Genomic DNA, 14,639 nt, shown 5'->3' with positions numbered 1-14,639 from the left:
CTAGAATTTGAAATTGTAGGTGACCGTCGGGATAGGCTGCCCGAAGATGGACAGCTTATAGCCTCTTATCTGGCCGTTTTCCGATCTGAAGTAGACGGAATAGGGGTTTTTACGGCCCGTCAGGTTGTACACACCCACCGTCCAGGAGCTGTGTGCCAGCTTCTTAACCTTGTGGTTGCCTTCAATGTTCAGCGCTATGTCGGCCCGCAGATAATCCGGAACCCGGTAAGCATTGCGGTCCGAGTAATACACGCGCGACGAGTTGCCAACGTAGTATCGGGCCAGCGGCAGCGTAATGGGCCGGCCCGTGCTATACGTGAAGTTGAGCGAGGAGCTGAAGCGGCGGCTGAAGCGGTAGTTGCCGATGAGCGTCACGTCGTGCGGCTTATCGAAGTTGCTGGGGTAGTAGCGGCCGCCGTTTATCTGGTCGGCGGGCGTGCCGGCATTCACCTGCACCAGCGAGCGGGAGTAAGTGTAGCTTACCCAGCCGTTTATTTTGCCGGTCAGCTTCTTCACCAACACCTCTACCCCGTACGCTTTGCCCCGCGCATTCACGATATCCGTCTCAATGTGGTCGTTGAGAATCAGGGTAGCGCCGCTCTTGTAGTCCACAAAATCGTGAAGTGTCTTGTAGTAAGTTTCCACCGACGCCTCAATCGTGTTCGACTTCAGGTTGCGGTAGTAGCCTATCGAGTACTGGTCGCCGACCTGGGGCCGGATGTTGTAGTCGCTCAGCTTCCAGATATCGGTTGGCGAGACGGAGGCCGTGTTGGAAAGCTGGTGGATGTACTGGCGCGTGCGGTTGTAGCTGACCTTCACCGATGAGTTGTCGGTGAGCGAGTAGCGGGCCGAAACCCGGTACTCGGGGCCGTGGTAGGTTGCCATCACCTTGCCGGCGCTGTAGCGCAGCGTGTCCACAATCGTGTTTTCGGTGCGCGAGTCGTTGGAGGCGTAGCGGTACACGTCGCGCGGGCCCAGCGCATTAAACAGCGAGTAGCGCAACCCCAACGACACCGACAGGCGCTGGTTCAGGTCAATCCGGTCGGAGACATACAGCGCGCTTTCCACGCCCTGCTCGCGGGCCAGAACGTGCGGGGCAATCAAGGACGCGTCCCCCAGCGGCTGGAGGCTGCCCGGCTTCACGTGGTAGAGCTGCGAGCTGCCCCCGAAATCTATGGTATGCCGGGAGTTGGGATAGTAGCTGAAGTCGGCCCGGATGCTGCTTTGGTTGATGGCATATTCCAGCCGTGAGGCATTCACCTCGTTTTTCTCGCTCGTGATATCGTAGCCGTAGTGGCTGAAGGCCCCGGTCAGAACGCCGTAGAACTGGTTGGTGAAATTGTGGCGCCACTTCAGGCTGGCCGTCTGGTTGAGGTAGCGGTACGTTGTGTCGCTGGCCAGCCGAAACCGGTCGGTGCTGAGGTAGCCGGTGGCGTATATCGAGTTTTTGTCGTTGATTTTGTGGCTGATGTGCGCCGTCACGTCATAAAACGAAGCGGAGCTTTCCCGGAAGCTTTTATTGGAAAGGCGGCGCAGTATCCAGTCAGAATAGCTGCTGCGCCCACTGATGATAAATGCGCTCCGGTCTTTGATAATCGGGCCTTCCAGCGTGAGACGGCTCGTGAGCGGCCCAATGCCGCCCGAGCCCGAAAACTTCTTCTTGTTGCCTTCCCGGGTGCTGATTTCCAGTACCGACGACAGGCGCCCGCCGTATTTGGCCGGAATGGCGCTCTTGTAGAGCTCCACGGTCTGCAGAATGTCGGGGTTGAAGGCCGAGAAGAAGCCGAACAGGTGCGACGGATTGTAGATGGTAGCGTCGTTGAACAGAATCAGGTTCTGGTCGGTGGCGCCGCCGCGCACGTTCAGGCCGGTGCTGCCTTCCCCCACCGACTTCACGCCCGGCAGCGTCAGCACTACCCGCAGAATATCTGTTTCGCCGAACGCCGTAGGCACTTGGCGCATGGTTTTGATATCGAGCTTGTCGAGGCCCATCTGCATGCCCGACACGTTCTTGTCTTTCTCCGCCTCAATCACCACTTCCTTCAGCGGAGTAATGTCTTCTTCCACTTCAATTTCCAGCTTCGCGTTGCCGCGCAGAATCACCTGGCGGCGGGTGTTTTTGATGCCAAGGCCCCGAATTTTGAAGTCGTAGCGGCCGGCCGGCAGCGTAAGCGAATAGTAGCCAAACTGGTCGGTGCTGGTGCCAATGCTCGGCGACTCGGAGTAGATGGTGGCCCCAATAACCGGCTCCCCAGATTTTGAGTCCCGGATATGGCCGGCCAGCGTGACTTTGCCACCGGCGGCCTCGCCCTGGCCCAGTTCGTACACTTTGTATTCAGCAGCACTCACGTAGCGCGAGCGGCGGGCCTCCCGGTTCTGTTCCTGCTCATCATCGGGCCGGGTGCCGGCAATAGTTGCCCCGGGCGTAGCCTGCTGGAAGAACCCAGGCAGCAGGTCAGCCTCAATGGCCGTGCCTTTCGTGATAAACACCCGGTTTTCTCCGTCGATGGCGAAACGCAGCGCCGTGTTCTGGAGTGCCTGCTGTAGCACGGCGCGTAGCGGCTGTTGCTGCACTTGCAGCGTTATAAACAAGCTGTCAGCGGCGGCCGGATCGAAGTAAATCCGGCTGGCCGTCTGGGCCTCAAGCTGGCGGACAAACTGCTCAAACGGCACACGCTCGAAATTGCCGGTTACGGTTTTTTCAGACTGCTGCCCATAGCCAATAACGCTGGAAAGCAGGACAAGCAGCAGGGTGTAAAAGGATTTCATTTAAACAAGGAATACAGCGTGTGCTAAGATAAAGCGCGTTGATTGTTAAGTATATACACTCAAGTGCCTAAGGTGTTGTAATAGCGGGTCAGCTCTACCAAGGTGCTTTCGAACTGCGCCTTACTTAGCCGCAGATTGTTGGTTTGCATGTAAGCCTGCACCTCCTTCGCCTTGTCGGCAAACAGGCGTTTCACAGCCCCTTTCGACCTGACAGCGTAGTACACCCCATCCTTGCGCGCAAACAGGCGGTCGGCCGGAATAAACACTACATCGGTGTTGCGGTCCTTTAGCTGCTCCTGCAGCCGTTTGGCGCGTTGGGCCAGCACCTGCACGCGGCCCTGCTGCAGCACTTCGTAGAAGCCGGTGCGCAGTACATTGCCCTTGGTAGTATCGGCCACCAGCCGCACGAAATGGTGGCTGCCGATGTCGAAATAGCGGACTTTCTCGCTCACCATTCGCAGCAAAAGCGAGTTGCTGTTCTGCTGCAGCACCAGCTGGTCGAGCACCAGGTCGTAGGAAAGGGGCAGGTTCAGGAAGTGGTGTTCGTTGTAGAAGGCGCTGCCCTGCTGCCGCTCCGCCGACAGGAAGAACTGGTGGCCGGTACGGGCATGGTAGCGCCTGGAATAATCCGCGTACTCAACTCCGTTGTAGAGCTGCGGGTGGGCGGTAAAGGACGCATCGTATTGCTGCTGTGCCGCCGCAACCGAAGCTGCCAGTGCTGGCTCCGGCTCCGCCCCCGCCTGGCCTTTTGCAACAAAGCCGCAGGCCAGCAAACCGAGAAGTACAGGCAGCGAATAAATAGTAGAAGCCGGGCGCATAGCGTAGTGTGGTAGGAACAGCAACTGCTGGCCGATGAACGGCCTGATCGGGAGTCTGCGCAGCTAAAGCTGTGACAGACCGGATAGCCCTAGGAGCAGCACAAGTGGCAGGAAATCGACTAAATATAAGAACGAAGTGCAGATTTCCGGGAATGCCTGAGGTAAGGCCCAGGCGCTGGTAGCTGGCGAGCCAGTACAGGCATCGAACTACTTGCGTCAGGCATGGCAAATTCGCCTCTACTGATGGCTGGCCTGGCTGGTAGCAGTGCCTGTAAACCCTGTTTTTGCTGTTAAACACGTTCCGGCAATGGCTGGCTTCCTTAGCTGCTGTACCACTGCACCACTAACAATAAAAAAAGGCCCGGATATGCTCCGGGCCTTCCTTGATATATAGTAAAGTTGCTGACTACCAGTCGCCGGAGGCACCGCCGCCGCCGGAGCTGCCGCCCCCGAAACCGCCGAAGCCGCCGCCCCCGCCACCTCCAAAACCACCGCCACCGAAGCCGCCGCCGAAGGTGCCGCGGCCGCCGCTGAAGTCGCCGAAGATGATGGGCGGAACCATGCCGCCGCCGAAGCCCCGGTTGCGGCGCCCGCCGGCTCCGCCACTGCCGCCGCCACGGTTGCGCAGCAGCATAAACAGAATAAGCGCCCCTATAATCAGCCAGAACTGCCAGCCCGAGCCGCTGCTGTCGTTGCTGCGCTGGCGGGTTTTGGTAGTCTGGTCGGCTTTGTACTCGCCTTTTGCCAGCGCAATCAGCTGGTCGGTGGCCCGGTCGATGCCTTCGTAGTAGCGTTCCTGCTTGAAAGCAGGCACAATGGTATTGGAGATGATGCGCTTGGCCAGCGCGTCCGGAATGGCGCCTTCGAGGCCATAGCCAGTCTGGATGCGGGCTTTACGCTCCTGCTCCGCAATCAGAATCAGCACGCCGTTGTTGCTGCCCTTCTGCCCGATGCCCCAGCTTTCGTACAGCTGCTGGGCGAAGTCCGCAATATCATAGTCGCCCAGGCTGGGCACCGTCACCACCGCAATCTGCGACGAAGTAGAGTCGTTGTACGCTACCAGCTTCTGTTCCAGCGCTGCCACTTCGTTGGGCTGCATCATGCCGGCCAGGTCGTTGACGATGCGCGGAGGCGACGGCCGGGGCGGAATCTGCTGGGCCCAGGCGGGCAGGCGCGCGGCCAGCAGCAACACCAGCACCAGCAGCCGGAGCCCGTGGGTAAACCTGTCAGGAAGTTGCCGGGTCATAGGCGCGGGGTAGTGCTGCCAAACGAAATCGAGTCGTCGAGCTCGTTTTTGTCGGTGGCGGCGTCGTAGGGGAAATAGCGCCTGAGTTGCTCGCCTACCATCCGGATACCATGCTCCAGACCGGCCGCGTATTTTTCTGAGCGAAACTGCGTCAGTACGGTTTCTTTGGTGGTTTCCCAGAAGTCGTCGGGTACAGCTGCATTGATACCGGCGTCACCAATTACGGCAAACTGGCGGCTCTGCCAGGCCAGATAAAACAGCACGCCGTTGCGCTGGGCCGTGCGGTGCATGTTCAGGTCGGCAAACACCTGCGCGGCCCGGTCCAGAGGCTCGGGCGTGGGGCAGTGGTCTTCCAGATGCACCCGAATTTCGCCGGAAGTCTTGATTTCGGCCTGCCGGATGGCCTCCACCAGCGCGGCTTCCTGCTCAGCAGTGAGAGGGTTGGTCATAGTAAGCGACGGCCGACAACCACCGGCTGCCGGCTGCCATCGACTGAGAAATCAACGGGCAGCCAGCAGCCGGTAGCCGGCAGCACAATTAGAACTGAACAGTCGGAGCTTTCTGCGAAGCAGCATCGGCCTCGAAATAAGGCTTTTCGGCAAAGCCGAACATCCCCGCGAAAATGTTGTTCGGGAACGATTTCACGAAGCCGTTATAGTCGTTGGTGAGCGTGTTGAGCTTGTTGCGCTCTACGTTGATGCGGTTTTCGGTGCCTTCAATCTGGGCCTGCAGCTCTTGAAAGTTGGCGTTGGCCTTCAGCTCAGGGTAGTTTTCCGACACGGCCAGCAAGCGGCCCAGGCCCGCGCTTACCTGCGACTGGGCTTCCTGAAACTGCTTCAGGTTTTCGGGGGTGAGGTTGTCGGCGTTCAGCTGTACGCTGGTGGCTTTGGCCCGCGCCTCAATGACTTCCGTCAGGGTCGATTTTTCGAAGTTGGCGGCGCCTTTCACGGTGTTCACCAGGTTCGGAATCAGGTCGGAGCGGCGCTGGTAGGCGCTCTGCACGTTGCCAACCTGAGCCTTCACGGCCTGGTCGCGGCTTACCATGCCATTGTAGCCGCAGGACGACTGCGACAGCAGAATCACCAGACCGGCGAAGTAGAGCAGAAAACGTTTCATGATGAGTAGGGAGAGGGAAAAAGTGAACGTAGGAAAGGCAAAGTAAGGGCAACTGCAGCGCAGGTACTGCCGTCGTATACGGCGGTAGCTCGGCCATGCGCTATTTCGCCGTGGCAAAGTACGAATTCGGGCCACAGCGGTTGTATCAGCGGCCGCTCCCGCTGCTATTTGCTATTTTGCGGACTTACGCAACGCCTGTTGTTCATGAAAGCAGTAATTCCCGTCGCTGGGATTGGGTCGCGCCTGCGCCCTCATACGCACACCCAGCCCAAGTCGCTGGTGCCGGTGGCCGGCAACACGATTCTGGGCCACATCATCGACCGGCTCAGCGGGGCCGGGGTCGATGAGTTTGTGTTTATTATCGGCTACCTCGGCGAAAAGATTGAGAACTACGTGCGCCGCCACTATCCCGCGCTCCGCGCCACCTTCGTGGTGCAGGAGCCACGCGAAGGTATTGCGCATGCGCTTTGGCTGGCGCGGGAGCAGTTTCGGCACGAGCAGGACGGCATCCTGATTCTGCTCGGCGATACCATCGTGGATATTGACCTGCCGGCTATGATGAGCATGGCGGGCAACGTGCTGGCTATTAAGGAAGTGAAAACGCCTTCGCTGTTTGGCCTGGTAGAAACCGGCGCGGGCGGCCGCGTTACGAAAGTGGTGGAGAAGCCGCGCATTCCGAAGTCGAATTACGCGCTGGTAGGGCTGTACAAGATTGCCAACGCCGACTGGCTGGCCTCGGCGCTGGAGCGCATCATCGACCAGAACCAGCGCACGCATGGCGAGTTTCAGCTGACCGATGCGCTGATGCTTATGATTCAGGATGGCGCCGAAATGATTACTGTGCCCGTGGACAACTGGTTTGACTGCGGCCGTAAGGAAAGCCTGCTCGAAGCCAATGCCCGCCTGCTCAACCGCCCGGAATTCCTGAGCCGCCGCGAGTTTCCCGAGTTTCCCGATACCATCATCATTCCGCCCGTCAGCATCGGGAAAGACTGCCAGATTGCCGGCTCCATCATCGGCCCCAACGTGGCCATCGGCGACCGGACCATCGTCAAGAACACCATCCTGAGCGAGTCCATCATCGGCTCCTACAGCGAGTTGCGCTCCGCCGTCATGCACGACTGCATCGTCGGCTCCGACGCGCTGTTCAAAGGCACCCGCCACAGCCTCAACATCGGCGACAATACGGAAATAGACTACAGCTAGAAGCGAGCAACGGAGTAGCGGAGTAACTGAGTAATAGTGTTCTAATCCATCGCCATTACTCAGTTACTCCGCTACTCCGTTGCTCTTATGTATCCGGCAAGGGCAGATTGTCGTTACTTTAGCCCGATGCGCTACCTCTCTGCCTTTTCCCGCCTGCTGCCTGCCCTAGGCCTGTCTCTGCTGCTGCTGCCCGGTTGCTACTCCCGCTCCGATATGAAAACGGAGGAAGGCGCCGCCACCGAAACCACCGCAACGCCGCCCGTGGAAACCCCGGTTGCAGCCGCCGAGCCCAAAACGGCACCTGCTACCACTGAAGCTGCGGCTACCACCGCGCAGCCGTTGCAGGCCGTGAACGTGTTCCTGGAGGTGTCGGGCTCGATGGAGGGCTTTATGCCCAAGACCGGTGCCAGCGGCGAAAACACCAAGTTTCAGCAGCATGTGGCGCAGTTCCTTTCGGAGGTAAACCGTAGCACCGCCGTTCGGCAGAAAACCTTCTACCGCATCAAGGAGCGGCCTTATAAGGATTCGTACCAGCCCATTTCCGGAACGGTGCGCAGCGGTATTCAGCAGCCGGCCAAAAGCACGGACATACCGTCGGTGCTTGATACGCTGATGACGAATTACTACCGGCCCGGCACCGTGAGCGTCCTGATTTCGGACTTTATCTACTCCCCGAAAAACGCCGGGGCTATTCCCTACATCAAAACCGACATTGCCGACGCGCTTTCACGTGGTGGCGAAAAGCCGGATCTGGCTGTGTCGGTGTACGGGTACACGTCGGACTTCCGCGGCACCTATTACCCGGCGCTGGTAGCCTCGGGCAAGAAAACCAACTGCTGCGACACTGAAATTCCGTACTATATCTGGGTGGTGGGCCCCGCCAGCGCCGTGCGGCAGTTCGATGCGGTTCTGCTGGAAAAACAACCGGCCAAGCAAGCCCACTTCGGTGTCACGTACCCACAGCCCGTGTATTCGGTGCTGAATAAATTTCAGAACAAAGGCAGCTGGTACTACGGCGACGCCGGGGCCAGCAAGCGCAACGCCGATACCTACCGCGTTATATCGGTGAGCGAAGCCTCCGCCCAGCAGCCCGTGGAGTTTGTGGTAGGCCTAGACCTAGGCCAGTTGCCCGGCCAGTACCGTGACGTGGCCTACCTCAAGCAAAACCTGAAGCTGCAGGGCGTAGACACTGATGCCAAGCTGCTGGACGTATTTGCCGCCACCGACCAGAACCGCGCCAGCAGCGGCCCCGAAAGCAAGTTCACCCACTTCGCGAAAGTTCGCCTGACCAAGCAGCCCAAGGCCGCTAGGCCACTTGTGCTCCGTTTGCAAGACCAGCGCCCCGCCTGGGTGGCTCAATGGACCACCAAGAACGACGCCACGCCCGCGCCCAAAACCTTTGCGCTTAGCTCTCTGCTAGACGGCCTGGAAGCGCAGAGTGGCGCAGAAAAAAAGCCGATTTTCGAGGCGCCATTAACCTTACAGCCAGCGGAGTAGAAGCTGAAGCACTGGCCTACACCGGCAGCAGAGCATCATTTTTAGCGCAATTGGAATGGTTTTCGTTCATTAACGAAGTCGAACGCCCAGCTTCCGAGTTGGGGTCGTGCTTACAATTTCGTTCCGCCCTCATCGTTCAACGAATTGCCAACGGCTAGTTGGCCCTACTTCTTTCCATGAAAGCACTATTCCGCTCCATCTACGAACTCATCGGAGCCCCGCAGCCACCCGCCGACACGCCCGTGTACCGCGACGTGATTTTCCCCAATATCGGCCTGCTAAACATTGGCATTTCGCTGGCGCTGGTGGTCATATTCTACTATGTCATCAACCGGATGATGGGCGTGGCTACCTTCAATAAGGGTCGCCATTGGGCAATTTTCCTGATAATAAACGGCCTCATTGCTTTCGGATTGGCCATCAGCCAGGCGCACGCCCAGCAGGTCACGGACCACAGCTACATCTACTGGCTGGCTACCTGGAACGCCATCCTAGGCCTGTTCTGGTTCTTCATTCTCTCCCTGATTCTGCGCAAAGGCTCCACCAACGCGAGTACGACACCTTTCTAATTTTAGAAGTGAGGATTGAGAGCGTAGAACTTAGAGCCGTTAGGGTATCAGTTTTGGCATCCGAAAGATTCTCAGTTCTAAGCTCTAAGATCTCAGCTCTTCCTTCCCACCATGGCTAAACTCTTTTTATTCGGGATTGGCGGCACGGGCTCCCGCGTCATTCGCTCGCTCACCATGCTGCTGGCCGCGGGCGTTGACCTGCCCAACTGCGACCGGGTAGTGCCCATCATCATCGACCCCGACGCCCACAACGGCGACATGAACCGCACGGTGCAGCTGCTACAGAGCTACCAGCAGATCTATAAGCGCCTCGGCCCCCGCGAAGAAGGCTTCTTCAAAACCGATATCAGCACCCTGAGCGGCATCTCGCAGGATGTAAACGGCTCGGTGAAGGACACTTTTATCTTCGATTTCGGCGGCATCAACCAGAGCTTCCGGCAGTATTTAAGCTATGACGGTCTATCGGTTGACTCCAAGGGGCTGGTGGATCTACTATTCACGCAGGATAACCTGGAAAGCCCGCTGACCATTGGCTTCCGCGGCTCCCCTAACGTGGGTAGCATTGTGCTGAACAAGCTGGTGGAAAGCCCTGAAATGCGGTTTTTCGCCGACAACTTCCAGGATGGCGACCGGGTATTTTTCGTGTCGAGCATCTTCGGAGGCACGGGGGCAGCAGGTTTCCCGCTCATGCTCAAGAACCTGAAGGACACCAACACCCGCCTCAGCAACGCCCGCTACCTGCGCGACGCGCCCACCGGCGCCGTAACGGTGATGCCCTACTTCGCTCTGCAGAGCGAGGACAACGCCGTCATCGACTCCAACAACTTCCTGACGAAAACCAAGGCGGCGCTCAGCTACTACGAGCACAACCTCCAAGGCCTCGACGCGCTGTACTACCTCGCCGATACGCCCGATACGCCCTACGAAAACCAGCCCGGCGGCACCCAGCAGAAGAACAAAGCCCACGTAATTGAGCTGCTGGCGGCCCTGAGCATCGTGGACTTCATGCGCTACTCGCCCGCCGAACTGCGCACCGGCGGCCCGCACTTCCACGAGTATGGCCTACAGGCCGACGCGCCGGAAATCCAGTTCAGCCACCTGCCCGATGAGTCGCGCGAAATCATTGCCAAGCAGCTCACGCAGTTCCTGTACTTCACGCGCTACCACAAGCAGCACCTGCCCACGGACAAGGCGCCGTACGCCGACAACCTGAAGCTGGACTATGCCATGCGCAACGAGCCCATCTTCCGGGAACTGAACAACTTCCTGCACAGCCCCGATTCGGGCGTGGATCAGTGGCTGCAGGAGCTGGCCCAGAACCGCCGCGCCTTCCGTCCCTTCGACCTGCAAACCGACGACTTCAACGCCATGATCCTGGGCAAGCCCGTCGAAAAGAAGTGGAACGACTTCTTCAATAAAGGCCTCAGCCACAACTACCTCCTCGACAACCTCAACAAAACCGAGAAGTCCATCCAAGAGCCCGACAGCTTCCGCAAAATGCTGGAGCTGTTCTATGATGTGACTGATAAGGCGTTTGAGGAGAAGGTGAAGGTGGTATAAGAACAAAAAATCCCCTCCTCAGATGAGGAGGGGACGCGGCGGCTTCAGCCGCTGCTGGGGTGGTTGACCTCGTTGCTGATGTTGTTTAGTTGCTTCGCTAGGCCAGTATAATTTCTATTGTAGACCGTTATGCTGAGCGCAGCCGAAGCATCTCTACCTCTGGCTAATTACTGGCCTAGACATCAAAAACGAAGCGGTAGAGATGCTTCGACTTCGCTCAGCATGACGGCCTAGGAGGAACACGCTAGGCCACTCAACTACCCGTAACCTCGCCTCATCCGAGGTGAGAAACAAGCTTTCTAGAATAGATTTCAGCAGCACATGGCCAAAGTCCTTCGCTTACATAATAATGGCTCCCAGCAGGTTCAGGGCTGGCAGAAAACGGCGCCGGTAACGAGCACCGAAATCAACACCGTAACGGACCCGGCAGGGGGCAAATCCCGCAACCTGGCCGTGAGCATCCCGACGCCCTTTGCGCGGATGCACCTGTTTGAAACGGCTTTCGACTTCCTGGCCCGCGAAGGGCAGCGTAACCCCGGCTCGGTGTACCACGAGCTGACGACGCACTTCTGGGACCTACTGGAGCTGCTCTATAACTACCACCTCTACACCCAGGCCGGCCGCAAAATCACGCTGCGTCGCTGGAATGCCGAGGCAGAAATCCGCCGGATGCGGCAGGAGGAGGGCACGCGCCTGCTGGGCGAAACCCTGCAGCTGTACATGCAGGATGAGCGGTTCCGCGACTTCACCGACATGTACTTGGTGTACTATGAGTCGCCGGAACTAGCAGGTGGTACGCGCCTATTGGGCGGCACCTCACCGCTGACCATCCTCTTCACCGGCCCTGAAGTGCAGCCCCTGGACCTGGAGCGCCCGCAGGCCCGCGGCCACTACTTCGATAAGCAAACGGTGCTGCTCGAAGACCGTGACCCGCAGTTCCGGGAGTTCGTGTACGAGCTGTTCCTGGCCTACCCGCAACTGCAGCGCCGCGAGTTTGCCGGCAGCGTGTACGCGGGCCTCGACCGCAGCAAAATCAACCAGCTTCAGATGCAGGGCGACCGGAGCGCCCAGCAGTTTGCCGCCCGCTACCCGGCCCTGGCCGATGTGCAAGGAAACCTGGTGAGCGTGAAAGGCGTGCCCCTGCCCGGTCGCGCCGACCAGTCGGCCGTGACCAGCTCCGACCTGTTCATCCAGCCCACCCGCGAATCGACAACGGGCCGGCCGCGCCCGTTGGTGCTGCGCCCGAACCTCACGATGCCCGGCGCCAACTATCTCAACGGTCAGCCCTGGGACGACCGCACGCCGGTGCCGTATTACGATGAAGTTGCGCTGGAAAGCCGTGTGCTGCCCGGCAAGGGCTTTAAGTACCCTTACCTCACGGTAGGCGACTTGCTGGAAGACTCGCTGGTAGAACTGCCCTACGAGTTGAATACCCAGCGTTTTCACACCGGCAAAGTCACGTTCCAGTACGGTGCCGATGGCCAGGGTCGGGCACGCTTCCCGTACCTGTTGCCGCTGAAGCAAGCCTTCTTCGAGTACTTCACGGAGAACGAGCTGGCCGAGCTGCTCACCTTCACCATCGACCTCAGCCACGTGCGCGTGCAGCTGCGGGTGCCGGTGCAGGCGGGGCGTTTCATCACGTTTGAGCGCAGCTACTACGTGAACCCCCAGAACCCGAAGGATGCCCAGGGCCGCGAGATTCTGGAGAAGGGCCGCATCGTGAAAGCTACCGTGGGCGTGGGCGTGTTCCCCTTCTACAAGGTGCGCTACCAGCCCGAGTACAACGACCTTTACAAGGTAATGCTGGTGGACGCCGACAACTCGCCCACCATGCTCAGCCGCCGCTATGATCTGCAGTTCTTCGTGAACGGGGAGCGGATTACGGAGCAGGGTGCCGCCCGCCGGGCCACCCGCTACGAGCGTACCCAGAAGAGCATGGCCACCGCCGGCAGCACCTACTACGAGGTGACCGGTACTCACTTCGACCTAGTAGAGCTGACCTGCCCGCCCGCCACCATCGGCGCCGAGCCGGCCCGCGGCCTATTCGTGCCGCGCTGGCGCGAGCTGGACCGTGGTACCCGCCGCTTCACCTTCGCGGTAGACTTTGGTACCACCAACACCCACATTGCCTACGCTGATTCGCCCACGGCGCACCCCCGGCCGCTGACCATTGGCGAGGCTGATGTGCAGGTGGAATGGCTACATGCTCCGGTGGCCGATGCCGGCCTATCGGCCGCCCAGCGCTACCGCACCGGCGCCGGCCAGATCTGGACCTATATTGCTACCCTGCAGAACCGGGAGTTTGTGCCTTCCTTTATGGGTGAAGGCGGTTCGGTGTATGAATTCCCGATCCGGACGGCCGTTTGCGAAACTACGTCGTTTGCCAATGAGCCCGCCAAGGTGCTCAGCAACATCAACATCGGCTTCAGCATCAACACCGAAAATGCCTCGGAGCTACCCCAAAACCGCTTCATCACGAACCTGAAATGGTCGGCGGAGCTGGACCCGCAGGGCGTGTCGCGCATTGAGGCCTTCTTCAAGGAAATTCTGCTGTTGCTGCGCCACAAGGCAGCGCTGCACGGCGGCATTCTGGAAGATACCCGCGTAGTGTGGTTTGCGCCCCTGAGCTTCGATGGCTTCCTGCGCAATCAGTTCCAGCAGGTCTGGGACGAGTCGTTTCAGCAGGTATTCAAGGCCAAGCGCCCCACCATCTGCCTCACCGAATCGGTGGCGCCGTACTACTACCTCACGGCCACCAACCAGGTAGTGCCCAACCGCGACGAAAACGTGGTGAACATCGACATCGGTGGCGGCACGACTGACTTGCTGCTCTTCGCCGACCAGAAACCGGCCTACAGCACCTCGTTCCGCTTCGCCGGCGACGACCTGTGGGGCGACGGGTACGCCCGCGTGCAGGGCGCGCCCAAGCAGAACGGCCTGCTGCGCCTCGGCGTGGGCCACGTGGAAAGCCTGCCCGACTCCGAGCAAAACCAGGAGTACAAAGGCTACCTGCGCGCCGCCCTCAGCAACACCGATTTTGGCTCCGCCGACGTAACCAGCCTGCTGTTCAAGTACGATGATGCCCTGCGCTTTACCCAGGCGCTGGGCCTCGGCAAGGGCCGGCAGCTGCGGGTGCTGTTCTACCTGCACTACACCAGCATCATCTACCACACGGCCCAGCTCACCAAGCATCTCGGCCTGAAAACGCCGCGCTACCTCTGTTTCTCCGGCAAAGGCAGCCTCTACCTGCGCCTGCTGGCAGGTGGCAGTTCCTTGGTAGCTATTGAGAAGATTACGAAAGCCATTTTCCAAGCCGTAACCGGCACCGAGCCGCCTCACAACTTCCGCGTCATCCTGGCCGACAACCCCAAGGAAGCTACTACCAACGGCGGCGTGCTTTTCGAAGAAAAGTCGAACACGTCGGACTACGACAGCATCAAGCCGGTGAAATACAGCGGCGCTGTGGAAGGCACTGAGCTTAACCAGCAGCGCCTGAAACTGAACCAGGTAGATGCCACGCTGAAGGACAATGTGCTGGAAAACGTGCGCAACTACCTTACCCTCGTGCTCGAAGGCGACGAAGTAGCGCCCTACCTGCGCGAAGTTGGCGTAGACGTGGACCGTCAGCGCGTAAAGGACATTCTGCAGCGCGAAATTGAGGACAGCCTGAGCCTAGGCCTGCACCAGTTCCAGCGCCAGCTTTCCTCCGACGAAACCCTACCGGAAACCCTGTTCTTCCTGCCACTGAAACAGGCGCTCTACAACCTGAGCCGCGAGTTGCAGGCGTAGCACATTACTTGTCGTGTTAAAAGCTGGCTCTTTCCTCAAGTGTGAAGAGCCAGCTTTCAACTGTAGTTT

At 59.2% G+C, this 14,639-nt stretch carries 10 protein-coding genes; 5 read left to right on the top strand and 5 right to left on the bottom strand.

Annotated elements, in window-relative coordinates; all coding sequences use genetic code 11:
- The 5 genes from BUE15_RS01040 to BUE15_RS01020 form a co-directional block, all read right to left on the bottom strand.
- Complete coding sequence (locus BUE15_RS01040) at positions 1–2,769, bottom strand: TonB-dependent receptor (RefSeq protein WP_073280834.1); 2,769 nt, start codon at positions 2,767–2,769, stop codon at positions 1–3.
- A gap of 59 nt (positions 2,770–2,828) precedes the next feature.
- Positions 2,829–3,587: a hypothetical protein gene (locus BUE15_RS01035; RefSeq protein ID WP_073280833.1), complete on the bottom strand. Its 759-nt coding sequence runs from the start codon at positions 3,585–3,587 to the stop codon at positions 2,829–2,831.
- Between the two features lie 406 nt (positions 3,588–3,993).
- Entirely contained in the window at positions 3,994–4,833 is an 840-nt protein-coding gene (locus BUE15_RS01030) for a TPM domain-containing protein (RefSeq protein WP_073280832.1), read from the bottom strand.
- Positions 4,830–5,282, bottom strand: coding sequence for a TPM domain-containing protein (locus tag BUE15_RS01025; RefSeq protein WP_073280831.1), 453 nt, complete (start codon positions 5,280–5,282; stop codon positions 4,830–4,832). Before BUE15_RS01025 ends, BUE15_RS01030 begins: the two co-directional genes overlap by 4 nt.
- An 88-nt stretch (positions 5,283–5,370) precedes the next feature.
- Positions 5,371–5,949, bottom strand: coding sequence for a LemA family protein (locus tag BUE15_RS01020; RefSeq protein WP_073280830.1), 579 nt, complete (start codon positions 5,947–5,949; stop codon positions 5,371–5,373).
- Between the two features lie 204 nt (positions 5,950–6,153).
- Between BUE15_RS01020 and BUE15_RS01015 the strand changes: the two genes are divergently transcribed.
- The 5 genes from BUE15_RS01015 (at position 6,154) to BUE15_RS00995 (ending at position 14,570) form a co-directional block, all read left to right on the top strand.
- A complete protein-coding gene (locus BUE15_RS01015; RefSeq protein ID WP_073280829.1) occupies positions 6,154–7,155 on the top strand; it encodes a sugar phosphate nucleotidyltransferase in 1,002 nt (333 codons plus the stop codon).
- A 126-nt stretch (positions 7,156–7,281) separates the two neighbouring features.
- Entirely contained in the window at positions 7,282–8,652 is a 1,371-nt protein-coding gene (locus BUE15_RS01010; protein ID WP_073280828.1) for a hypothetical protein, read from the top strand.
- A 176-nt stretch (positions 8,653–8,828) separates the two neighbouring features.
- Positions 8,829–9,221, top strand: a complete 393-nt coding sequence (locus BUE15_RS01005) for a hypothetical protein (protein WP_073280827.1) — start codon at positions 8,829–8,831, stop codon at positions 9,219–9,221.
- Between the two features lie 111 nt (positions 9,222–9,332).
- The gene (locus BUE15_RS01000; RefSeq protein ID WP_073280826.1) at positions 9,333–10,781 is read left to right on the top strand and encodes a hypothetical protein; all 1,449 of its coding nucleotides are present in this window, start codon (positions 9,333–9,335) and stop codon (positions 10,779–10,781) included.
- A 321-nt stretch (positions 10,782–11,102) separates the two neighbouring features.
- On the top strand, positions 11,103–14,570 hold the full coding sequence (locus tag BUE15_RS00995; RefSeq protein WP_073280825.1) for an acetate and sugar kinases/Hsc70/actin family protein: 3,468 nt from the start codon (positions 11,103–11,105) through the stop codon (positions 14,568–14,570).
- Positions 14,571–14,639 lie beyond the last annotated feature (69 nt).

This window comes from Hymenobacter psychrotolerans DSM 18569, assembly GCF_900142395.1.
GTDB lineage: Bacteria > Bacteroidota > Bacteroidia > Cytophagales > Hymenobacteraceae > Hymenobacter > Hymenobacter psychrotolerans.
This window is presented reverse-complemented; position numbering and strand designations above follow the sequence as displayed.